Below are 23123 nucleotides of genomic sequence, written 5' to 3'. Positions count from 1 at the left end.
TCCTCGGGAAACTTTGGACGGAACCAGTATAGGCGCGAGCTCGGATAGAGTAAATAAAATCGTAGTTTTAACTACCCATTTCCGCTACGTTGCATCATTATTTGTATAATGGTGCGTTTTGTACGAAACTGCCTTAAACCAAAAACTCTACTCTCTACTGCTGGCCAAAGCAAAAAAGAACCATGCCCAACGAACTTGCGATCGAAGCCTACGTGGTCGAGCATCTACCCAGCTCGGCGCCACCGAACCGGGCGACCAGCCCGATCCTGCCGACAGGACTTACCGAGCAGGAAGTCGTGATCCAGTGGCTGAAGACAAAGGAAGCCGGTGACGGCCGACTGGCAGATACGACGCTCGCCCAGTATGTGGTCGAGGCCCGGCGGCTCTTCTGGTATGCGCGATGGATCGACACGCCGATCTCGGAATGGACGCTCGAGGAAGCCGGTGACTACCTCGCGTTCCTGAAGGCTCCGGACGAGGCTGCGATCTGCGCGGAGCGCGTGCCGCGCGGCGATCCGCGCTGGACGCCTTTCCGCAAGGCGCTGAGCACGGCATCTGCGCGCCAGAGCCAGGTCATCGCCGGCAGCCTGTTCAAATGGCTCGTCGCCGTGCAGTACCTTCGTGCCGATCCCTTCGCCGGCTATGGGCTGGCGGGAAAGAAGCGCCAGCGCGCCAAGAAACAGAAACGGTTCGTTGGGCAGGATGGCATCGAGCTTGCCCGGGACGCGGTCGTCGGCCGGGAATGTCGCACCGACCGCGAACGGGCCAAGCGGGCCCGCGATCTGTTCATTGTTGACCTGTTCACCAAGACCGGCTTGCGCACGTCCGAGGCGATCAATGCAACGATGGGATCAATCCAGTACGCGCGCTTCACCCCCGCGCAGCGGGCGAAGAACCCCGACTATCCGGAGGGCGTCTGGGTAATCGAGGTGGAATCCGGGAAAGGCGGCCATGCACGGACGGTCTCGTGCGCGGCCATCATGGGTAGCCTTCAGGATTATCGTGTCGCCTATGGCCTCTCCTCACTGCCCATCCCAGGAGAAACGACCCCTCTCATCCTTGGCGCCCGGCGTCGGACGCCCGAGGTCAGCAGGCAGGTCAGTGAAAGAGGGCTTCGCGGCTTGAGGCGTGATCTCGGGACCATTGACGGCGTCACGGACCGCTCCTCGCTGTACCGGCTAGTGAAGGCGATTTTCCGTGAGGCGCTGGCTTGGTGGGATGCTCGCGACCCGGTCGAAGCGGACAAGCTCGAACGCGCCTCCACGCACTGGCTGCGCCACAGTTTTGCCAAGAGCCTCGTGTCGGCCGGCGCCGATCTAATGACGATCGCCCGAAACCTTGGCCACGCCGACGTGAATACCAGTCTCGTGTACATCGACGACGAGGAAACGTCCCGGGCTCTCGACACCGAGAAGTTGCTGTTGGATCGATAAGGTCGATCACCCGGTGGGAAATCACTTCCCACCGGAAACTTCACCCCGCTTCCCCCCTTCCATATTTCCCGGAACATGACGGGAATCCGACATCCCTCGTTTTTGGACCCGCCTCCTTTTATACTTCCCACCAGGAAGTTACGGGCCTTGATGACCGTGACCCCTGGTTGTTTCCATAAACGTGTCGGGGAAGATGACGATGAAGATGAGATTGCTGGCGCTTGCAACTACGGCGTGTTGCTTGATCAGTACGCTTGCCTACGCTTCACTCGGGGGCAGCGCCCCCACCGTATCGGATGATCAAGTTCGTCTGGTCGCGAACCACCAGGCCGTGAATCTCCAAGCAACAGCTGGCGTGGGCTACACGGTCAGCGAGATGGTGTTGCCAAGTACGACGGTCGTGCGGGAATACGTCGCCGGCGGAAAGGTCTTCGCAGTGAGCTGGAGCGGCCCGTCTGCGCCGAACGTCCGGCAGCTGCTGGGCGTGTATGCGGATCAGGCCAGCGCAGACGTCAAGGCGTTTCGCGAGGCGCACGGTGGCATCGGACCGGTCTCAGTCTCGTCCGGGGATTTCGTGTTTCAGTCGGGCGGCCACATGGGTTTCTATGCCGGCCGTGCCTATATCCCGAGTGCATTTCCCAGCGGCGTCACAAGCTCGGACATTCGATAAAGGACTCGACAATGCGCAAAATCGTGATGATCACGGCGGCCTCGTGCCTGTTCGCTCTGATGACAGCCTGCGGCGGGGGCGGCGGAGGTTCTAGCTCCCCTGCCCCGAGCACGCAAAGTCCGCCGTCAAATACCTCGACGTCGCCGACCGCGGGGACACCGTCGACGGGAGCTCCGCCTACTCCGGTCGCAAACCAGATGTCCGTAACAGTCGGCCCAAACGCGTGGAACGCGCAAAATGTGCTCTACACGTCGGTCACGATCTGTGTGCCGGGCACATCTAATTGCCAGACCATCAATAACGTTCTTGTCGACACCGGCTCCTTTGGTCTGCGACTGTTCAACTCGCAGATCACGCTTCCGCTCCAGAAGGTCTCGGCAACGGTTGGCGGCACCCTGACCGAATGCACGACCTTCGGTTCAGGCACGGCATGGGGCACCGTCGCGCAAGCGGACATCAAGCTCGCAGGTGAAGTGGCGTCAAAGGCCCCGATCCAGCTGATTGCGGATCCGGCTGTCAGCGGCTCGGCCACGAACAACTGCATTCCTACCGGCGTGACGGACTTGAACAGCCCCTCTGCTTTGGGCGCGAACGGAGTTCTCGGCGTCGGTTTAAACGCAGCTGATTGTGGTGCGAGCTGCGTGGCGACGACTTCGCCGGGGTGGTATTTTGGCTGTCCCGCTAATGCGACGACGTGCCCTGGCACGACAGTCCCTTTGGCAAACCAGGTGACGAATCCGGTGAGCATGTTTGCGCACGACAACAACGGAGTCGTGTTGACGCTGCCGAGCGTTCCGTCGACCGGGGTATCGAGTGTTTCCGGGACGCTCACTTTCGGCATCGACACCCAAGCCAATAATGCGCTGGGATCCGCGAAGGTCTACACGCTGAACAACAACTATGACCTGACCACGTCGTTCAACGGCAACACATTCCCGGAATCCTTCCTCGACAGCGGATCGAATGGCCTCTTCTTCAATGACTCGATCACCACCTGTTCCGGGAGTACCTTCTACTGCCCGGCGTCGACCATGAGTCTCTCCGCAGTGATGCAGGGATTGAACGGGAACAACGTCTCGCTCAATTTCGACGTGGGTAACGCGAACACGATGGTGGGCAATGGTGCGTACGCGATGAACGATTTCGCGGCTCAAGGCGGCTCGGCGAACTTGTTCGATTGGGGACTCCCCTTCTTCTACGGACGGTCGATCTATACGGCGATCGCGGGCACGACAAATTCGGGAGGAACTGGGCCGTTCTTCGCTTTCTGATCAACGCCCTTCCCTTCCCTGAAAACCGGCCTTCGGGCCTAATGCCGTTCAGTTAAGCGACTGAACGGCATTTTTTGTTGGCTGCTCAAAGTAGTTGTAAACCGGGCGTGGCGGTGTTAACTTGCATCGCCATGCTGGTTGATGATCTGCGCCTTCTTGTCGACTCACAGCCACCTCTCGAATGGGGACGGCTGGGCCAGCATCTGCCGTACGAATGGATCGAGTCTGCAGTGCAGGCGAATGGCAGTGCCAGCGTTCGTCGGCGTCGGCTCCCCGCGCAGCAGGTCGTATGGCTTGTGATCGCGCTCGCGCTGTACCGGCACCAGTCGATCAGCGAGGTCGTCGATGAACTGGACCTTGCGTTACCTGTGGCCGACGCGTCGTTTGTCAGTAAGAGCGCCATCACCCAGGCACGGCAGCGCGTCGGCGCGGCGCCACTGGCGTGGCTGTTTCACGAATCAGCCAGAAACTGGATTGCGCAGGATCAGGACCACTATCTCTTCAAGGGATTCTCGCTGTTCGCGATGGATGGCACCACGCTGCGCACCGCCGACAGTGCCGCCAATCGCAGGCATTTCGGCGCCTCTGCTGCCGCTCATGGCCGCATAGGCAGCTATCCGCAACTGCGCGCGGTTACGCTCACCGCGCTTGCCACGCATCTGGTGCGCGATGCTGTGTTCGGGCCTTACGACATCAACGAAATGGTCTCGGCGCGCGAGCTCATTGCTCGTGTGCCGGCCAATTCCATCACCGTCTTCGACCGGGGGTTCATGTCGGCCCAACTCCTGTGCAATCTGGTCTCGCACGGCGAGAACCGGCATTACATCATTCCGGCCAAATCCAATCTGCGGTGCGAGGTCGTGAGCGGGGGCGACGGTGACCAGATCGTGCGTATGCGCGTCTCACCGCAGGCCCGCGCGAAGTGCCCGGATCTGCCCGAATCCTGGCAAGCGCGCGCTGTGCTCGCCGTGGATGCAAGTGGGCGCAAACGCACACTGCTGACGTCCCTGACTGATCGAAGACGTTTCAAGGCTGCCGACATTGTGGCGTGCTACGAGCGTCGCTGGCAGATCGAGACCAGCTACCACGAGTTCAAGCAGTCGATGCTGGGCATGGAGCTGACGCTTCGCAGCCAGACCGTGGAAGGCGTCTATCAGGAATTCTGGGGCGCACTGATCGCCTATAACCTGATACGTCTGGAGATGGCCAAAGCCGCGCTGGCGGCCGGACACGCCCCCGATGAGCTGAGCTTCATCCGCGCGTTCCACACCATTCAGTACGAAATGACATGGGCAGCCGTGACGCGCTCGTACGGCAAACTGCCCGCGCTGCTCAAGCGCCTGCGCGAGCGGCTCAAACAGCTTCCCAATGAGAAACGGCCCGGGCGCAGTTGCGCTCGGGCCGTCAAATCGCGACCGTTTCGTTACACCCCCCCCGCGGCAAAATAGTTGTCGCCCCGATAGAAACTTGAATCTTTCCTGAATTCAAGTTTCGTAGATGGTGGTGGGTTGCCGTCGCCGAAGGCGACGGCCCCCTTGCCACCGATTTCCGCAACAAGGGGGCGATGATGAGAGAACAAGTTGGCTCGATACGGACAAGGTTTTAAGGACAGAGCGGTGGCGCGGTTGCTGCCGCCGGAGAGCGCCCCGCTGGAGGTGGTGGCTCGGGAGATTGGGGTGAGCACAGATACGTTGGAACGCTGGCGCGGTGAGGAACTGGCCAAGCCGGCGCGAGAACGCAGCTGGACGGCAGCGGCTCGGCTGGAGGCAGTCATTACCACGGCAGCCATGGACGAGGCCACCCGCAGCGCCTGGTGCCGCGAACACGGCGTGTATCCACAGCAACTACAGCAATGGCGTGACAGCGCAACGCAAGCGCTTGCCGAACCCGCGGAGAAGCGCGCCAGCCCGCAGCAGACCAAGGAAGACCGTCGGCGCATCAAGGAACTCGAGCGCGAGCTGCGCCGCAAGGACAAAGCGCTGGCTGAGACGGCAGCGCTGCTGGTGCTGTCAAAAAAAGTCGAGGCGATCTTCAACAAGAACAGAAGCGAGGACGAATGATCGGGCTCGAAGATCGCCAGACCCTGGCCCAGGACATTGAAGCGGCTCAACAGGCCGGTGCGCGGCTGGCGCAGGCCTGTGAGGTCGCCGGCATCGACGAGCGCAGCCTGCAGCGCTGGAAGGCCAACCATGGGCTCGTATCGGGTGATGGCAGACCCGGCGCGGTGCGGCCGACACCGGCCCACGCGCTGACACCCACCGAGCGCGAGCAGATTCTGCAGGTGGCCAACGAGCCGCGCTTTGCCGACATGCCCCCGGCGCGCATCGTCCCGATGCTGGCCGACGAAGGCGTGTATCTGGCCAGCGAATCGAGCTTCCAGCGCGTACTGCGCGAGCATGGGCAGAACCAGCACCGGGGCCGCGCCAAGGCACCGCGCAAGAGCCGCCCGCCAACCACGCATATCGCCACTGCACCGCGCCAGCTGTGGTGTTGGGACATGACGTACTTGCCTGCCGAGATCGTGGGGCGCTGGTTTTATTTGTACCTGATTCTGGACGTGTACAGCCGGAAGATCGTGGGCTTCGAAGTGCACGACAGTGACGACGCCGACCATGCGGCGCATCTGGTCAAGCGTACGGCGCTGGCCGAAGGCATCCATGCCATGGCGACCAGGCCGGTGCTGCACGGCGACAATGGCTCGACCCTCAAAGCCACGACTGTCCTGGCGATGTTGAACTGGCTGGGTGTCAAGCCTTCGTACTCGCGCCCGCGCGTGAGCGATGACAACGCCTACGTCGAAAGCCTGTTCCGCACGGCGAAGTACCGCCCCGAGTTCCCCGACAAGGGCTTTGCCAACCTCGATGAGGCTCGCCGCTGGGCTTCGCACTTCGTGCATTGGTACAACCATGATCACCGGCACAGTGGCATCCGCTACGTCAGTCCCGCCCAGCGTCATGCGGGTGAAGATGCCGCGATCCTTGCCGCCCGTCACGAGGTATATCTCCAGGCGCGAGAACGAAATCCGCGGCGCTGGTCGGGCGCCACCCGGAACTGGACGCCTATCGGCGCGGTAACACTGAACCCCGAGCGCGACTGCATCGTCAAAACGTATACGCGCTCGACCGATATAGAGCCATTGGCAGCATGACCGAGACGACAACTAGCTTGACTCGCGCCGCACCGTTCGAGTCCTCAAAAGAAACCTTAACTGAACGGCATTAGGCCTTCGGGCCGGTTTTTTTACGTCTTACTGATGCAGAATCGGGGGTTCTTCCTGAAGACCTGGGGTTCGGACGAATCAAAGATTCGTCCGCATGGGTGCATGAAGTGCGCCACGGCGTATATAACCCACTAAGGTGAGAAGTTTCGGGATCGCTTCGCGCTTGACGGGTCCGCCTACGCTCCCGCTTCGTCGGTGGTCCTGGTGGTGAACTGCCAGACAAGCCAGGTCTGGAAATCCCTGTCATGCAGTTCGGGGAGCCATTGCTGGAAAAGATCCTGCCTCGCGTTGATGAGCCACTGCTGGAACAGGATGAGCCAAGCGGCGCGAGTTTCTCCCTCCTTGTACAGCGCTCGATCTTGTGGACTGGCCTTCAGGTGGGCCTGAATGAGGCGGTTGCGCTCGTCTTCCGGCAGTGACTGCAACCCTGCTGCTACCAACGAACGCTGGTGTGCCTTGAACTTTGCTTCCAGGGCCTCCTGCCGGCGCTGCAGTTCGGTTTGCTGTGAAAGTCGACGCGCCTCGTCGAGGGCTTTTTGATCTGCTTCCTCCGTCTGGGTCTGCTCGTTCGACACATTGCGGAGGATGGCTCGGAAGAATGCTTCGCGAGACTGAATCACCTCCCCTCGAGCCTTCAGCCTTGCCTCGGAGACCGCCATGCGCGACATAGCTTCTTTGACTTGCGGATGGGTATAGAGCTGGGCCAAGGTCGCCATGTCCTTTTCCGTGAAGCCCAGATCCTTCAACTTTTGGATCGTGTCGTCTGGCCACCCGAGGGGCAGTTCGAATGCTTGTTGGCGTTTTTCCGTGAACTTGAAACGCAGCTTGGTGATCTTGCGGCCGGACTTGAACTCTTCGACCGCGATCGTGTGCGTCAATGCTGGATGCGCGTTTAGCATCGCGATCGCGGGATTTAGATAGGTCCGCTTGAATTCCCCATATTCGCGGGCTTGCTTTTCCTTTTTCTCGCCGATGATCACGAACCGCGAGGGGCCGAGAATCAAGTCTATCCACGTCGCAAGATCCAGAATCGGGGTGACCTTGGCGTTGGTCCCGATGTAGCGCCACGCGTTTTGATACAACCCGAAAGCGGCCTCGCCTGAACCAGCATCACGTCCGAAGCTCGCCATTACCGACCAGTTGAGGTTCGCCCACATAGTCGGCTCGAGAAACCACAGAAGAACCTCGGGTTCGAAGGCAAACCGGGTAATCCCAGCCTGACTGCCGACACCCTTGTCTCGACGGATAATGAAGGCTGCGATGGATTCGTACTGTGCCTTGCCATCCTCGCCGAGCACATTCCAGATAAACTGGAAGTTGAGCAGTTCCGCAAGGGTGTCGTATATCCGATCCTTGTTCGTGGTCGACAACCCGGCGAGTTCTGCCAGGCGGTGGGTACGGATTTCGAAAAGAGGGGTCGCGCGATCTTCACGGATCTTTCGGATCAGCGTCTGAGCCGCTTCCCGCGGCCGCGCACGCAAATCAAGTTGCACGGCAAGCGCGAGCGCATCCATAAGCTTGCGAGCAGACAACTTCAGGTTCTTGTCGCGCTGGACTGGGATAGCGTGAATAGCCGCGACAGGCTTGCGATAGGTGCCAGGGCGCTCAGGCAGGAACAATTCGTCAGCCGAAAACAACGGTGTCTGGGGCGTTCCAGGATTCTCGTCACGCGAGAGCACCTCATAGCTGTCACTATCCGGTGCGTTCTCCTGCTCCAGCCATTTAAGTTCTGGGCCCTGTTGTTCTGGTACTGAAATTTGTTGGCGCGGCTTCTTTGGCATTGGTGCAATGTTGTGGACGCATGTCGGAATGCGTCAACATCATAGCGCCTTATGATGGTCAAGACCAGCGTTGGCCAACCATCGATAGAGTTATCCACCGATCACCTATGCCAAAATACCATCGATCGGGCCGCTGAACATCGTGGCTATGCCAAAGTGCCATCAATGCCACCGCGGACTTACCATCATGCCCCGGCAGAAACACCATCGAGGCTATGCCAAAATACCATCATTCCGGCTTGAAAGCCTTACCCGGCGGGGCTTTGACGGGTTGGAAGTTGGGAAGTTTTGAGATATTTGTCGGAACACAGACGTAGGTCCTGTAAAAAAACACCCCCAACCCCAAACCACCGCGCCGTCAGGATCGACCGCGTGTTTTGGACCGTGTCATAGGCTATTTCTTGGGCGCACTACCCTATCGATGGTATAGCTGCATAGCCTATGTTCCTATGCTCGATGTCATGATGACATAGCTTGGAATGGTATTTCGGCATAGGTTCACTATGCGATATAGGTCCATATCGCTGAACATAGCCTGTTCGGGCTGGCGGACTAGTCGCACATAGCCCTATGCTGATACACTCCAAGCTGGAACTTGGACTATGTCATCTGACCTCACCGACGCGAATGCGCGCTTTCTGCTTGGCGAAGCCGTCCGGCTGCTCACGCAGTCGGGCGTGACTGGCGTTGCGCTGGCGGAGTTCGTCCTCGGCTTTACGCCGATCGTGAACGAGAGGCTTGCATCGATAGCGTCGTCGACGTCGACCGCAGCGATGGGAGAGCGGGTCACGCGAGCCGACGTGAAAGATGCGGTCAAAGAGGCATTGCAGGAAGTCGTATCTGCAACTGGCGACGATCAGGAAGGGCGAGGGAAAAAACGGCAGCGACGCAAGTCAGTTCCAGTTCGTCTCGCAGGCGGCAAGCGAACTTCCCTGTGGCTGGATACCGATCTCGTCGAGCGATTCAAGCATAAGGCAAGCTCGCCGGCCGAGGCACGCCATGTGCTGGCGGAGCTGGCGGGCTCCGTGCCTGCTACCGCAGAAAGCAAGTCATCGTGGGTCGAGGAACAACTGACCAAGCGATTGATACTGCTCGAGGCAGTACCGACTACCACCCGCGCAAACTGACGCGAATTGGCTGGCCGGTAGGGCATCGTAGTTCTTGGCAGGAAGTAATCCCTTGACTTTCTGGCTGCACTCAAAAACAATACGCGCATTGATGCACCGAGCAGCTGGAACTCGCACCCTTTCGAGCCCTTCCTAGAACGCAGATCCACTCGGGGAGATCTTGGGAAAAGCTTCAAGGCCTTTCCCAAGATTTTCTCCAAGCCCTCCTGGGTTTGCTCGCTTCCTCCGTTGCAAGCTGGATTCGGGACACGTGCGTGCCTGGTTTTCCCGCGAGATCCATTGGATCTCGCTCGTCCCTTGGTGGACGGCTTGCTACTTCGGTAGCCTAGAAAGTCCTTCGGGATTTTCCTGTCTGACGTCGTCGTTTCAGGCGACTTGTCATCTGCAGTGCCACTGCTACGGCTGTATCTCGATTTGATCGGGATGCGGCTCAGGCGTGTTTTCAACCCGCGCGGGGACTCGATTCCCTCGTGGGGAACGACGTCTTCGCAAGCTCCTATGGAGATTGTCATGTCGAACGTCGTTATGTCGGAACGTGCCCTGCGTCGCCAAGCTATTTCAGAAGCCCACAGTCACCTCCTCGAGGTGGCTGGCAAGTATCCTGAGAAGCTGCTCGAGAACTTCCGCCGGTATCCGTCGCTCGTCGGCGATCTCTCGTGCCTCGAAGAGGTGGCGGAGATTCTCGTGGAAAAGGGCTTTGCAAAAGAGCTGACAACGCTCTGCGACGCGCCTGGAATCGGGCGCTACGCGAGCAGCGTCATCGCTCGTCTGGTCCTGATGCCGGCTCAGCCGTAATCAGTTCCCCCTCTGCTATCCGCGCAAGAAGCTCCGCATCTGCGGAGTCCTCTTGCGCGGCCAGCAGGCGGTAATGCCGGGCGGTTTGCTCTAGTGCCCGGTTGTATTGGGCAATGCTTGTCGGAAGTGTTGATTGCCCAGTCAGGGTTTCAAACATCCTCCCCTCCTCTCTCGTCAATCGAATCACCCGCTTCAGTCGTAGCATTTGCCCTCCCCTCTTTGTTTCCTCCAGATCGTGACCGGCCTCAATCCGGTGGAAAACGCTTATCGGCGCCTTACGCGCCCGCCCCGGTATTTCCATTCATGAACTCTCTCACGACTGCCTCCAGTCGCTCTCCCAGCGCTTCCTGTTGCTCTTCAGAGAGGCCGGTGAGCTTGAGCTCAGTACGCCCGTCACGAAACCGTTTCAGTTGCCCGTATTCGGTGCCGTCGGCTCCGGCAAACTGGACGCGAGCGAGATAGTGGGCACGCGTTTTACGGGACACCTCGCCATTGTCGTTGCGGGAGTTCAGGTCTTGCAGATGCTTCGAACTCATTTCGCCGGCGAGAACCTTGTCGAGGACCTCCTCCGCGGTATGTAACCCCTTTCGCTCGAACATCAGGGCGATGTTGTACGCGTGAGAAATTCCCAGCGGCTCATCACTCTCGGCCATACGACGCAACAGCGTTTCCGGCAGCTTTTTCAGCTTCAGAATTTTCGACATGAGCGATTCGCTGATACCGAGACTGGCTGCCAGGTCATCTTGGCCCGGGAATACTCCTTCGTCGAGCAGCTTTTGGTACGCCAGAGCATCATCGAACAAACTCTGAGGCGTGCGATCCTTGTTGAGACTGTTCGCAATCAGGAAGAGGTCGCGATCGCTAAGCGTCGGGAAAACCTCGGCGTCGATGTACCCGTCCGCGACGCTTTTCTTCGCCCTGAAACGATACTCGCCGTCGATGATCACGTACTTACCGGGGAACCGCGGATTCTCGGTAACCTTAATCGCTTCCAACTGCCCGTCACGCTTCATCTTCACCGCGAGCTCGTCGACCTTCTCGGGGCGGTAGAACGTCCGGGGATTGAACGGATTAGAAACGAGCTCGCTCAGCGGCAACGTGAGGCGAGGCTTTACCGACGCGGTATTGCCACGTCCACCGTACGCCGGAATTGCCTGCGAAGGAGTTGAGCTGTCGCCAACCACCGAGGCTGCGCCGGTTTTTTGAGCGTTGAGTCTGGCGTCGACAGCGCCCCGCTCTATGTCCATACCTTTGCGTAGCGACGACACGAGACTTCTGCGCTGCGGCGGGCTTTGGTTTTGTTCGCTCATTTGAAATTACTCCGAAATTCCCATAATTCCCAACATTTCCATAGCGACATTCGTAATTTCCTGGCGTGCCTGCTTGGTTGCCTGCCCCTTCACGCTGAAGACTGTCGCTCCGAAACCGATAGCGGTTTTATAGACCTCCCGCATCGAAATCACGTTCTTTAATACCGGATACGGGCTGTCCTCGGACATCACCTCGCTAACGTCCCGATAGGACGCCCTCTTGGTGTTGACCTTGTTGAAGACAATGCCGCATCGCTTGGGATCCGGACCTATGACCCGGCGGACCAACTGGATCATCCCCTGCGTGCTCCATACGTCGGACGGAGAAGCATCCATGGGAATCAAAACAAAATCTGCAACCTGAAGGACGTTCTCGGTATTCAGGTTATCGACACTCGGCGGACAGTCGACCAACACAAGATCAAAGTCTTGTGCCATTCGGCCGATCTCTCGTCCGAGTCCCTTGCCCGCCGCTGCCATATTCGTCACAACAAAAGGATACGGTTCTTCGCCGACTCCGGAAGATCGCGTTGAAGTGTTCTGCGAATCCGCATCAACGACGAGGACTCGAGCACTCGGATCATCATGCGAGTACGCGCCGGCCAAGTTGAGAGTGATCATCGTTTTCCCAACCCCACCCTTCTGGTTGGCGATAGCAAATACCATCCCCACAGCAGTCCTCCTTTTAAAGATTTTCACGAACAATATATTGCTGCGACACAAAAATCAAGAGAGAACGTGGCGTGGAACCCACTTTCAGCGCTGAAACTGACTGATATCCGACGCGCAGAGAGGAATCGAGTTTCAGCGCTGAAACCCGATCGGCACGTTTGAGGTATGAAGACGTAGCCTTCTGGCAAGCAGCAGCGGTCTTTGTGAAGAAAAGAAGGAGGATGAGCGGCGTAGCTCTAGACAGAGACAAGTGCTCTAGCCAACCGAGGTTTCAGCGCTGAAACTAGCGTTGCGCTGCTTTCGTAGCGGGCAGGCAAGGCAAGATGAAACAACAGTAGTCCAAATGGAGCCGACGTTCGGCTACGTCACTGTCAAGGAAGGTGCGTCCGCCACTTTCAGCGCTGAAACTTTGATGCGTCAGCCGGCGTGTGACATTGCACCAACCGTAATGGTTTCAGCGCTGAAAGTGGATTGGCCACCTGGTGCGTTCCTAGTGAAATTGCGTCCTGCAAAGAATTGTCTTGCAGTCCCTTTGCTCAAGGAGATGACGCAGATGCGAAGCCCGCAGGCGTCACTTTCAGCGCTGAAACCGGCCGCTACAGGTTGCTTCCTTCTGTTCGGATGACGCGGTCCTGCTGGTTTCAGCGCTGAAACTCCGATGAACTATGCGGCAAGAGCGCAGTTGCGGTCGGTAGATCCTGGTGCTCTGTCTGCGGGGTATCCAATGCCAATTCGAGAAATAGAGGGCGCATGTGGCATTTGATTGGTCTGTCTTGATCATGAAACCACCAGAAGACCATTCATTGGCCACGGGTGGCCAATAAGTGGCCTATCGGCAATGTGGAGGGTTCGAATCGCTGTTTGCCTGCCGTCGAAACAGGATGCGGGGCCGAAATGCGGCCAAGGCTGGCCTATAACTGGCCAGTGCCACGCTTCGGGTCTCGATCAGATCTCGGAGAGTAGGGGGGAGGGTAGGGGTGATGCGATCCGGGCGAGACGCCCGGTGAGTGGCTATTCTTCGGGAGCTGAGCGGTCAGGTCACGCTACCGCTTTCGGGAAGTGGAAGGCATAGACGTCCGCGTCAGAGGGTTCGCCCCAGAGACGGAGATTCAGATAGCGGATAAATGCGGTTTTCGAAAGCTTCGCCTTTTTAGCGGGGTCGTAGCGCAGTTGATCATGTGGTGCGCTCGAGTTGTAGTCGTGTAGGACGTTAGCTTGTTCATCGAGCGCCATTGCAAGAAACGAAGCCTCCGCGAGAGGATCGCGGCTGCGCATGAAGCTTTCGCGAAGTGACGCATCGGTCAACAACGGGGCTGTCGGTTCAGTCGGGGAAGCGGCCGGCGTGAGAGATGACGGCTTTGCATACCCTTTTTCCAGACTGCAGATGAAGAAGGATGCACGATTCTTAAGCGGCTCCTTGTTGGTGGCTGCGTCGCGGAGAACGGTATGGTTCAGCGCTGCTCGAATGTCTGTCGGCGTGTATTCGTTGATGATCTGGGCAGCTCGGTTCGGGGTTACTCCGATTCGAAGCACGTCCTCGAGGAGGGCCGTCACGGATGGGGCGCTAATCAATTCATCGGACTCGCTCTCGACGGCTGGCCGGGCGCCGTTCTTCCGCCGAACCTCGAACTGAATCTGCTCGACGACCCTGCCGTTCTTGTACTCCTTCAGGGTTACTTCGATATCAGAGAGATCGTTCACCTCCGCGATTGCTCGCTTGAGAATTTTCGATTTGAAGAACTTGTACTGTTGGTAGATCGATTCCTCCTCCACGATACCCACGACGGCGTGGCGGAAGTCTTCCCATGCCCAGCGACTCGTAAGTCCAGTTCGCTCGTAACGTTTGCACCATTCGTAGAGCGGCGCGGTGCCCATCGAACGAAATCGTTGGGATATCGCGAGGTCGATGCGTTGCCAAATCTCTGGATTTAGAAGGACCTCTCGAAGCTTTGGGCTGAAAGAGAATTCATAAGCTCGCTGATCGACCAGATGGGTCACATCGGCCAGTAGGGTAGAAGCTGAGAGTCTTCTGTCTTGTGGATTGACGGTCGCGTCCCAGATCACATGGGCCTTCATCAGGCTGATGAGCTCGCCCATGATGTACCGACGATTACTCGAATCGTTGTACCCGATGATCGGCTCAAGCTGGGACAACTGGACGACCCAACTCTGATGACCTGGATTGCGCTGCGCGAAGTAGACGCACGCGTTGAACAAGCGACGCTGCAGTACAGACAACGGCTTTTCAGGAAAGACGAAGATCGCCTCCTTAGCCTTGCGCATCGTGACTGGCGTACTGCGCTTCTCCGCAGGAACGCTCGCCTTGCTGGTTGTGACTGCCAGTTGCCTAATTGAACTTGCACTGATGTCGCTCATTTCCTGCCGATCCCAATACCGAGTAGCGCCCCAGAGCGGGCCCGCAAACCGTTCTCAAAACGAAGTCCATGCGATGCGCATGCGACGCTGTTCTACGAGTACCGTGACGCCTCGATGGCAACGGTAACTTCTTGACTGGAAGCAAAAATATACGGACGGCTAGACGGAGGGAAGAGGGAAAGAAACGCCCATTCGGGGGACTATTCGTACGACAAGGCGGATTTGACCCGTTCGCCGCTACCACGGTGGAACGAAAAGCTGCTGACGGAAGGCCCTTCTTGAATCCATAAAGTTGGTTACCAGTTGGGTCTGAGGGCACCCGGCTAATCCCCGCCCCGACAGATTGGTAACCGCTTTTACGTATGCCGAAGCCTGATTTGTCAGGCCCTCGACCCGCAGACGGCAAACGAGGTATAAACGGTTACCTTGCCAGTTGGCTTCTTCTTGCTGAGAACTCAATTAGTTCTCTTCCGTCCGAGAGGATTTCGTTGCAATTTTTCCACACCCTGACGGCTTGGAACGTGTCACCCGCAGCAAAAACGCAGTCCGGCTGTAAATCCAGTTACCTGACGGCCATGCATCAGCGTGCTCAACATCTGTGCAACGTTTGCCCGCAGGTAACCGCTTTTACATGACGTGCCGTAATTTCGGGTACCGTGTTCTCGCAAAGATGGCAACCTGAAGCAAAGGAGGTGCCGTGTGGATGGCTCCCTTTCCTGTATGACTGGTTACCCGTCCTCCCGATAACGCTTGTCGCACAACGGATCCGAGCACGCTAAACACATAAACAAGGACTGTAATATTTAAAGAATGTATACAAACGCGCCGCCACGCCCGTAGAACCGGCAACCTATCGTCCGACCCTGTGGACAATTCCTGCCAAGAAGCTGTTCTTCGTTGCCATTGCTCGGACCCTTCGATACCATGAGGGCTCACACTGAGACGAAGATTCTTGTTTCAACTGACCAGCTGGGGATCCAGCCCATCCGGGAAACCGGCTTACCGACCTACGGGGCATCTCACCCCCGGGGTTGAGCTGCTCCGCAATACCTTGGAGCAGATATGAAAACGCTGTTTGAATGGGCAGTCGGCCTGTTCGTGCTGTTTTGCTTCATCGCGGGGTTTTTTGACCTGGGCGAGACGCCAAAGCAAAAGCGTGCGCGAGAACAAGCAGAGTGGAACGCCGCGGAGGAAGATCGCCGCAACATCGAAGCTGATGCCGCGTACTACGCTGAGCAAAACGGGCATGATCATCACCACGTGTAAGAAGGGGAGGGGCTTAGGCTTCTCCCCTTTTTCTTTTAATGTTCCGATGCACCGGCCGCGGCCGCGGTTGGAAAGCTGCCCTCAATGGGCTTCGTTTCGCGCTGGATGGTGTCTGAAAGTCCAGAAAAAATGCGGGGATGGAAAATCTCCTCATCCCGTCTCCGATTGAAAGCTTGCCCCGTCGGCGGTTCCTCCAGAGCACTGCTCTGTTGACTGCAGCCGCATGGGCTCCGGAGATCTTTGCGCAACAGAGTGGCGATTACTGGTCGCGGCCACGGACGCTCTGGCTGAAGAGAAAGGAGACCGGCGAAGAGGTTCGGACGGTGTATTGGGCGGACGGTCAATTGGTCGTTGACGCTTACGTGCAGTGTTGCACGTTGCTGCGGGATGTCCGGGCGGGCTCTGTCGTTCAGATGAACCCGACGCTCCTGGACATTCTCTGCGGTGTGTATGGGTGGTTCGCGCAGGCCGGGATGGAAAGGCCGATCGTCGTAACGTCTGGATTTCGAACGAACGCCACGAACAGCACAACGGAGGGGGCCGCTCGAAACTCCATGCATCTTGTCGGTCGAGCTGCCGATATACGTGTTCCTGACGTTCCTACCGACTATCTGGCGAGGCTTGGTATGTATTTGCGCGGAGGTGGCGTGGGGTACTACGCCACCAAGCATTTTGTGCACGTCGACAGCGGTCGGCTTCGGACATGGGCAGGCTAGTAGCTCACGGCTCAGTCGCCGAGAATGTGGTGGTTCGATTTGTACTCGTGCCACCGATCGATCTCGAGCACATATTCCCCCGCGTATCCCGGCCACGAGTCGTGCTCGCGCGAGTGCTTGAGCCGATTCAACGCATCCTCAAACTTCTGCGCCCCGTTGTCGAGCAGAGAATCACCCGCGGTGTACGTCATGACGCTATAGGGCGCATCCTTTTCGACGGGCACGAAAATGAACGGACGCTCGTCGCCGGTAAAGTACTGCACCCCCGTCTGGTACATGAACGCAGACATATCGTAGTGGTAGTTCTGTACAGCCGAGCTGAAAGAGCGGGGGAGCACGTCCAGAGTCGACTTCAGATCGAAGATGAATTCCGGGTGCAGACAGTCGACCTTGACCCGGCATTTGACGCCAGTGACTCTCTCGACAAAGTAGATTGCTTTCTCCGGCTCACCCTCATCGAACCATTCCCCGAGAGCGCGCCCGCGAAACCGATGCGAGCGGACAGCATTCCGCATGGCCAGAAGCGCGTCGTACTTGTCTTGGCCAATGACGATGTGATTCGGATGGTCCGCGACGAACTTTTTGCACTCGCGATAACGCCGGTTGAACTCGCCGTCGAAGGGGAGGACAAGATCCTCGAAGCGCCAAGGTTCGAACACAGCCATGTGAGCCAGCCTGCCAAACTCAAGCGCCGCTGTGTCCTTTCCTGCGCCCTGAACAGCCGCAAGAAAATGCTGCGGCGTCTTCAGCATCGATTTGAGTTGCGTCGACGAGACGTGATCGGCATCTCCGTGATACTCATCATCGGTTACCGACATGGTGTAGCTGTCCGGATCGCGACCGAACGTGATTTTCTTCTGTCCGCTCCAGATGGTCTGGCCGACTTGATGCTGGATCTGCGCGCGTGCGTTCATTCGATACCTCTCCTGTTTGAATACAGCGTACAGGCGAGCATCGAGGTTTCAAGGGGCCTCGGGAGTCAGTTGTCTCATCGCGAGAGGACTAGATATCGGAAAGTGATCGCGTATTGTCGATCCCATGAAACGTGTGAACTCTCTATCCCGGCCAGGCGCCGCGGATCTACAACGATTCGTCGAGCAGACGTTCAGGCAGTTCGGGAAAACCAGCTTCGCGCAGCCAACCGACGTCTGCCAGGAAGTCCGATCCCTCTACAACAACGTGGGCAATCCTCCGTTACTTCGTGCTCGGGCACTCGCAACGCTCTTGTCTGCAACGGACCGATATCCGGAACTCTTGACGCTGAAAGACGAGAAGGGCTGCGTGGTGACATCGCAGACGCTTGGATTCACCGAATTTTGTAGGGAGTTTCCGCGTCTGGATCAAGCGGAGGTTGCGGTGATCTTTCGTACAGTGGGGCTTGTTCGCGATGTTCCGAACGCGCTCGAACATACCAACAATTCATTCTTTCTGGGAATCTGACATGACCGAACACGTAACTGGAACGCATAGCGGAGCTCTGTTTGGTGTGCCGATCCTCTTGCCGAGGAATCGCCGATGCGAGACGGAGTCGATTCGCGGACAGTATCTTTTCATGACCGAAGTCACGCGGATCCTACGGGCCGCAACGCCCTACCGGGTTCGCGCATTGGATCGTCTGATTCCCCTTACCGGTGCAACGGTGATCTCGCCGGAGACCATGAAGGAATTCGAGCGCGAGATGGTGTCGCTCGCCATGCACAACCGTACCGCAAGCATCGAACAATATGTCCACGCGATTGCACCAGGCGAGGTCTGGCCCGAGGTCGTCATGGCGATCGGTGTGGTAGCGCGAGAGACGAGCGGAAGCTCGCGATTCAGCCTCCCGGCGCCGGACGTTTGGCAATCAGCGGTGCTGAAGCTGCAGGGTTACTTGGGTTTCCATATGACCGAACTCGGTGGCGCTGTTATCGGCCAGGCCAAGTGGATAGACGCGGCAATCGATGACGCGCGCCGCATGTTGATCAGCACGGGTACTCGAACAATCGCCGACGAGAGCGAAATCGACGGTGTCACGATCACGACTGTCGATCAAGCATACCGCGTCCATCTCCACAACGGATCCAGTGTCAGTGTGATCGATGTGCCGGCGCGGAATGGTGGAGATGTCGGTGGGGAGATTGCGCGACTGGACGAAAGCATTCGCTTCCTGACGGGAAAATCGGCGGTGTGGGGTCACGAAACCCGCCACTGAACGGAAGGGCTAGAAACTGGATCGCAATCTGATGAAATGACCTCCACTGACTTACGGAGGAAGCAATGGTTACCGGACTCGAATTCGACACCCCTATTCTCGGCACGGTTCGCATGGGCGATGTTCGCCCTGGCGAGGCCGGGGCAGCAGACGAACTCCTGCATTTCGATTACTTCGAGGTGCATACCCGGCGAAAGGAACTCGACGGGACATGGGTCAAGCATGCTCTTCACGAGAAGTTGCTCAAAATGCAGAAGGAGACCAGACAGGCCGACGGCGAAAGCCAAGAGCCGAATCAGCTGCGTGAGATCCCGATCTTGCTGCCGTACAACAACCCGGATCTGCTTCTCACGCAACAATTCGAGGCCCGCCGTCTTTCGGACGGCAAGCGGGTCTGTGTTGGCGATGGCAAGAAAGCGATTCGGATCGTCGACGCGAATCGGACCGGCGAAGCTGAGTGCCCGGGCTGCGACCGATGCCCGTTCGGCAACAGCCAGGATGTGCTTTGTCAGCGCCGGACCTCGTTCAAATTTCGTATTGACGGTCAAGGTGACCAGTTCTCGGTCTTTGTCCTGCATTCGGCGGGCAAAAACACTGGACAGACGCTGGTCGCCAAGCTTCACGCGATGCATGGTGCGTTCGGCGGAAAACTCGTCGGTATTCCGATGTCGCTGAAGATGCGAAACACTGCATCGGTGGACTCGGCCCAAGGTCCGGTTTTCTACGCCGACCTGGTGCTACGCGGCGTGAGCCCCATCGAGGCGGTCAAGATGGCCAAGGAGCACGAAAAGGAGCAACTGGAGGCCGGCTTCGATCAAGAGGGACTCGAGGCTGCAATGCTCGAGCTGAAGAAGCTCTCGCAGTTTGCCCCGCCGGAGGAGTTTGGCCAGGTTCGAGACTTCTACGCAAAGGATGCCCGACGTTCTTCCCAGGAAGCTAACGCTCAACATTTCGAGGGCGCCGCCGTTAACTCCTGTGAAAAGTTGTCGGATGGGCAGGCGGCGGCCAGCGTACTCGAAACGAACGTTTCAACGACGCGCTGGTCGGCTGTGGGGCCTGCTGCCGGAGCTCGCGAGCGGATGCGTGCAGCCGCATTGGCGGGTGGACAGGAAGGCGAAGCGGCGCCGACGCAGAGTCAGGATCCGGCTGTAGAGGTAAAGGTATCCGAAGACCGCCCGAAGACTCTTCAGCTCGTCGAAACGGCAGTCAAGAGCATCGGGGCCGCGGCGATCGTTCAGAGGCCGGCGGGCGCAGCGATTCCGCGAGTCGTAGCCACCGCCCTGTCCGGTATCCCGGAAATGCCGCGTGCGAATGCGGCGCCTGCAGCGTTTTGATGGATCAAAAGGAAAACTATGGCCTTTGAAGAACTTGATTCGCGGGTGATCGGGTCGAGGATTTCGATTCGACTCGATGGCCCTTCGCCAGGTGTGTCTTCGCGAACTCCTGCCACGCCCACCCCTCCGAGGCCAGCCGCGGCGCCGGTTCAGCCAGCTCAGCCGAAGGCGGCTGCGCCGGAGGTCGCCCGAGCTCCGCGTGCGGTGAGTCCTCGACCGGCTCCGGAAGCTGTCGTTCGATCTGCGCCGAGTTCGCCTGAACCTGTCGCAGCACCGAAAGGCAAGTGGCGAGCGCTTTTCGTGATGAAGCCGCTGGATGCCGAGCGGATGCGTACCGCCTGGGCAGTCGTGGCCGTGGTATTCGTCGTGATGGTCGGCGGGGATATCTGGTTGCATGGTGGTGGGAAGATCATCGAAGACTTCCTTCCGACCGTCCATGTGCCGTTGAAATCCGGCCAGAACGCGGTGACGACGGTCGTACCGCCCCAGCGAACGGCTCCGGCGACGGAAACCACAGGGCAGCCGAAGGTGCAGCCTGCCGCTACCGCTTTGACGCCCGTTGCTCAAGCAAGTGCTCCCGTCACGCCGCAACCGCAAGTTCAGCCGGCCGCCGCGCCTCCGCAAGTAGCCCAGCCGGCAACCGTTACGTCGGTGGAGGTGAAGTCTGCACCCGTTAAGACGGTGACGGTCAATCCAGTGCCGGCGAACGTAATGGCGTCGGCCACTCCCGTTCTGCCAATTCCGCCGGCGCCGCCGCTGCCCGTTCATCGTCGAGGTCATCCGGTCCCGGAGGTTCGGCGGCATGCAGAGCGTGAGGTCAGTCAGCAGCCTTCAGAACAGAATTCCCCCATCTTGGTGGGTGGCCAGTCCAGTAACAAAGCGACCGATTCGAAAGGGAGTGAAACCAAATGAGTGATGCAACGAGCAATGATCAGCAGGTCGATATCGTTCAGTACGTCCTGAGTATCGACCCCACGCTTGAACGCGTGACGACGATTTTTCCGGCTGGAGCGACGATCGAATCGGACGGATCGCTACGCCTCAAGGAGGGCGGCCGTATCGGCGGTGTGATCAAGGGCAACGTCTACAGCGAAAGCGGCACGCTCGTCATCGATCAGGACGCGATCATCGAGGGCAGCGTGTTCGCGAAGGGGCGGTGCCTCATATTCGGCCAGGTTGGGATGCCCAATCGCAAGGCGGTGATCCGTTGCGAGATGGCAGACGGTCTCTTGGTGAGCCACATCGCCCAGTTGCACGCAGACATCCAGCACAACGGCATTTCGTCAACGAACGTGAGCGGCCAGATTCAGCGTATCGCGGAAGTAGACACGCAGGCGGTGCAGCCGGCTCCGCAGCAGTCGACCGCGACGTGGCAGCCACCCGGCCAGCAGCCTCAGCGCGATCAGGTACCGCAGCAGCCCCCGGTATCAGGGGCACCTCTGGCATTGCCCAACAACCCGTCGCCGGTCGCGAACTTCAACAATCACGTCCCGTTACGGATCGTCATGCCTGTCGAAAACGAGCAGGGATCGACGCAGCAAACCCACGGTCACCAAGACGGCTATGCGGCCGGGAACGGTATGCGATACACCAACTGACCTGGTATTCCGGTTTGCGCATTGAAGCCGCGGCGATGTCTTGTAAGACCGTCGCGGCGTTTTCTTTCTGGAGCAAGGTGGGATGGTGGATCACGTTCAAAGGTATGCAGGGGAGTGGCACAGACGCCTCGAGGAGCTCTTGAAGAACACGGCCGTGATGTACGGATGTACGTTTCTTCTCGGCGTTGCGGTCTGTTCGATTAGTTGGCGCAGTGGCGCTGCTCCACTACTCGCCGCGCTCCTCCCCGTTTTCATGGTCATGTGTCGTTCTCGGATGCAGGCATGGCTGCTCGGAATCGGGTATGGCCTGGATATCGGAATCATGGGGTTTGGTGGCGCCGGACAGTTCTTCGGCGGGTCCTGGCTCTTGGGAATCGCAGCCGGATCTGCGTACGGCCTTGCCTTCAGCGCGACTGTTGCGGCGCTGTACCCAAAGAACACGCAGAGCCCAAAGAAGAAGGGCATCGCAATTCTGGCGTGGACGGTTCTGTGGGCATACCCTCCGGTCGGAGCATTTCTCCCTGGCACGCTGATCGCAACGTGGGGATTTTGGTTTCCAGGAACGAAGTGGCTCGGCCTCGGTCTTGGCCTCGGTTTGACGATGCTGCTCGGTGCCTACGCGCACACCATGCGAGGACGGTTCGCGGTGGCCGCTGCGGTGGTGCTGTCACTCGTCCTATCGCCCCTGCAGGAGAGGCAGCATTCGCGGGTCGGGGACTGGTTGGCCGTGTCGACGACGTGGGGAGTGCAAACGCCGGAGACTGTTCCCGATACGCTGGTCAAAATGAATCGTGCGATCCACGAGTCTTCAAAGACCGGGGCCAAGGTTATCGTGTTCCCCGAGAGCATCATCGGCACTTACGATTCGTCCGAGCAGGGCGCGATCGACATCATGATTGCGCAGGAAGCCGAGAGGGACAAGGTATCAGTAATATTCGGCTCGAACGAGCTCACGGATGCCGGGATGGCTAACCAAGCACGGGTGTACGAATATTGGCCGGGCGGTGTGCATCAGTCAATCTTCGAGGCACGCCAAACGGTTCCCGTTGCCGAGTGGAATCCGCTGTCGAAGTACCACTACCCGGCTAACTGGCTTGCGCGCGGCGTGGTGCCAATTGACGGTAGGAGCGCGCTCTTCCTGTTCTGTTACGAGGAATTCCTGCCTTGGGAGGTGCTGTATTCAATCGGCCGCGAGAAGCCGGATATGATTGTCGGCTTGTCCAATCTGTGGTGGACAAAGGGTACGGGAGAGCCCGTATTGCAACACCGCTACGCGGAAGGGTTTGCGCGGCTCTTCAATCTGCCGCTGCTGATTGCGATGAACCAGTAAGCCATTGGCACGGCGAAGTCCATAGATGCGTGG

21 protein-coding genes are annotated in these 23123 nt (G+C 58.5%); 16 read left to right on the top strand and 5 right to left on the bottom strand.

Annotation, left to right across the window (positions count from 1 at the left end; translation table 11 throughout):
- The first annotated feature begins 182 nt into the window (after positions 1-182).
- The 5 genes from ACN8ZM_RS38175 (at position 183) to ACN8ZM_RS38155 (ending at position 6522) form a co-directional block, all read left to right on the top strand.
- On the top strand, positions 183-1433 hold the full coding sequence (locus tag ACN8ZM_RS38175; RefSeq protein ID WP_025647454.1) for a tyrosine-type recombinase/integrase: 1251 nt from the start codon (positions 183-185) through the stop codon (positions 1431-1433).
- A gap of 193 nt (positions 1434-1626) precedes the next feature.
- Positions 1627-2103, top strand: coding sequence for a DUF2844 domain-containing protein (locus tag ACN8ZM_RS38170; RefSeq protein WP_025647455.1), 477 nt, complete (start codon positions 1627-1629; stop codon positions 2101-2103).
- Between the two features lie 197 nt (positions 2104-2300).
- Positions 2301-3374, top strand: a complete 1074-nt coding sequence (locus tag ACN8ZM_RS38165) for a DUF3443 family protein (RefSeq protein WP_171030112.1) — start codon at positions 2301-2303, stop codon at positions 3372-3374.
- A 131-nt stretch (positions 3375-3505) separates the two neighbouring features.
- Entirely contained in the window at positions 3506-4822 is a 1317-nt protein-coding gene (locus ACN8ZM_RS38160; protein ID WP_089454846.1) for an IS4 family transposase, read from the top strand.
- A 132-nt stretch (positions 4823-4954) separates the two neighbouring features.
- Positions 4955-6522, top strand: a protein-coding gene (locus ACN8ZM_RS38155) for an IS3 family transposase (protein WP_089454866.1) whose coding sequence is annotated in 2 segments (ribosomal slippage) — positions 4955-5393 and positions 5393-6522 — 1569 coding nt in all. Because the reading frame shifts where the segments join, the coding sequence is not laid out codon by codon here.
- 248 nt (positions 6523-6770) lie between these two features.
- On the opposite strand, the gene ACN8ZM_RS38150 is transcribed toward ACN8ZM_RS38155, so the two are convergent.
- Positions 6771-8375 (bottom strand): replication initiation protein, encoded by a 1605-nt coding sequence (locus ACN8ZM_RS38150; RefSeq protein ID WP_089454661.1) that lies wholly within the window; start codon positions 8373-8375, stop codon positions 6771-6773.
- Between the two features lie 602 nt (positions 8376-8977).
- On the opposite strand from ACN8ZM_RS38150, the gene ACN8ZM_RS38145 reads away from it, so the two are divergent.
- Together ACN8ZM_RS38145 and ACN8ZM_RS38140 are read left to right on the top strand one after the other, a co-directional pair.
- Complete coding sequence (locus ACN8ZM_RS38145) at positions 8978-9502, top strand: hypothetical protein (RefSeq protein ID WP_025647459.1); 525 nt, start codon at positions 8978-8980, stop codon at positions 9500-9502.
- Positions 9503-10012: 510 nt separating this feature from the next.
- On the top strand, positions 10013-10297 hold the full coding sequence (locus ACN8ZM_RS38140; protein ID WP_025647461.1) for a hypothetical protein: 285 nt from the start codon (positions 10013-10015) through the stop codon (positions 10295-10297).
- A 275-nt stretch (positions 10298-10572) separates the two neighbouring features.
- On the opposite strand, the gene ACN8ZM_RS38135 is transcribed toward ACN8ZM_RS38140, so the two are convergent.
- Both ACN8ZM_RS38135 and ACN8ZM_RS38130 read right to left on the bottom strand, forming a co-directional pair.
- The gene (locus tag ACN8ZM_RS38135; RefSeq protein ID WP_089454660.1) at positions 10573-11607 is read right to left on the bottom strand and encodes a ParB/RepB/Spo0J family partition protein; all 1035 of its coding nucleotides are present in this window, start codon (positions 11605-11607) and stop codon (positions 10573-10575) included.
- A 6-nt stretch (positions 11608-11613) separates the two neighbouring features.
- Entirely contained in the window at positions 11614-12273 is a 660-nt protein-coding gene (locus ACN8ZM_RS38130; RefSeq protein ID WP_235996294.1) for a ParA family protein, read from the bottom strand.
- A gap of 349 nt (positions 12274-12622) precedes the next feature.
- Between ACN8ZM_RS38130 and ACN8ZM_RS38125 the strand changes: the two genes are divergently transcribed.
- Entirely contained in the window at positions 12623-12904 is a 282-nt protein-coding gene (locus ACN8ZM_RS38125) for a hypothetical protein (RefSeq protein ID WP_025647465.1), read from the top strand.
- 413 nt (positions 12905-13317) lie between these two features.
- Here ACN8ZM_RS38125 and ACN8ZM_RS38120 read toward each other — a convergent pair whose 3' ends face one another.
- Positions 13318-14655: a replication initiation protein gene (locus ACN8ZM_RS38120; protein ID WP_025647466.1), complete on the bottom strand. Its 1338-nt coding sequence runs from the start codon at positions 14653-14655 to the stop codon at positions 13318-13320.
- 1062 nt (positions 14656-15717) lie between these two features.
- On the opposite strand from ACN8ZM_RS38120, the gene ACN8ZM_RS38115 reads away from it, so the two are divergent.
- Together ACN8ZM_RS38115 and ACN8ZM_RS38110 are read left to right on the top strand one after the other, a co-directional pair.
- Positions 15718-15921, top strand: coding sequence for a hypothetical protein (locus ACN8ZM_RS38115; RefSeq protein ID WP_025647468.1), 204 nt, complete (start codon positions 15718-15720; stop codon positions 15919-15921).
- 137 nt (positions 15922-16058) lie between these two features.
- Positions 16059-16637: a YcbK family protein gene (locus tag ACN8ZM_RS38110; RefSeq protein ID WP_025647470.1), complete on the top strand. Its 579-nt coding sequence runs from the start codon at positions 16059-16061 to the stop codon at positions 16635-16637.
- Between the two features lie 11 nt (positions 16638-16648).
- Here the strand turns inward: ACN8ZM_RS38110 and ACN8ZM_RS38105 are convergent, their stop codons facing one another.
- Positions 16649-17551, bottom strand: a complete 903-nt coding sequence (locus tag ACN8ZM_RS38105; RefSeq protein ID WP_025647471.1) for a PD-(D/E)XK nuclease-like domain-containing protein — start codon at positions 17549-17551, stop codon at positions 16649-16651.
- 124 nt (positions 17552-17675) lie between these two features.
- On the opposite strand from ACN8ZM_RS38105, the gene ACN8ZM_RS38100 reads away from it, so the two are divergent.
- The 6 genes from ACN8ZM_RS38100 to ACN8ZM_RS38075 all read left to right on the top strand — a co-directional run bounded on the left by ACN8ZM_RS38100 (position 17676) and on the right by ACN8ZM_RS38075 (position 23090).
- A complete protein-coding gene (locus ACN8ZM_RS38100) occupies positions 17676-18077 on the top strand; it encodes a hypothetical protein (protein WP_025647472.1) in 402 nt (133 codons plus the stop codon).
- A gap of 1 nt (position 18078) precedes the next feature.
- Positions 18079-18828: a hypothetical protein gene (locus tag ACN8ZM_RS38095; protein WP_025647473.1), complete on the top strand. Its 750-nt coding sequence runs from the start codon at positions 18079-18081 to the stop codon at positions 18826-18828.
- A gap of 65 nt (positions 18829-18893) precedes the next feature.
- A complete protein-coding gene (locus tag ACN8ZM_RS38090) occupies positions 18894-20162 on the top strand; it encodes a hypothetical protein (RefSeq protein ID WP_089454659.1) in 1269 nt (422 codons plus the stop codon).
- Between the two features lie 300 nt (positions 20163-20462).
- Positions 20463-21074 (top strand): hypothetical protein, encoded by a 612-nt coding sequence (locus ACN8ZM_RS38085; protein ID WP_137962582.1) that lies wholly within the window; start codon positions 20463-20465, stop codon positions 21072-21074.
- Positions 21071-21760 carry a polymer-forming cytoskeletal protein gene (locus ACN8ZM_RS38080; RefSeq protein ID WP_025647477.1) on the top strand — a complete coding sequence of 230 codons (690 nt, stop codon included), beginning with the start codon at positions 21071-21073 and terminating at the stop codon, positions 21758-21760. Before ACN8ZM_RS38085 ends, ACN8ZM_RS38080 begins: the two co-directional genes overlap by 4 nt.
- Before the next feature lie 139 nt (positions 21761-21899).
- Positions 21900-23090, top strand: a complete 1191-nt coding sequence (locus ACN8ZM_RS38075; protein ID WP_049818360.1) for a hypothetical protein — start codon at positions 21900-21902, stop codon at positions 23088-23090.
- Positions 23091-23123: the final 33 nt, after the last annotated feature.

It is taken from the genome of Burkholderia aenigmatica (assembly GCF_048627025.1).
Classification (GTDB): domain Bacteria; phylum Pseudomonadota; class Gammaproteobacteria; order Burkholderiales; family Burkholderiaceae; genus Burkholderia; species Burkholderia aenigmatica.
Note: the sequence above shows the minus strand (reverse complement) of the source record. Positions and strands in the feature narration are given on the sequence as shown.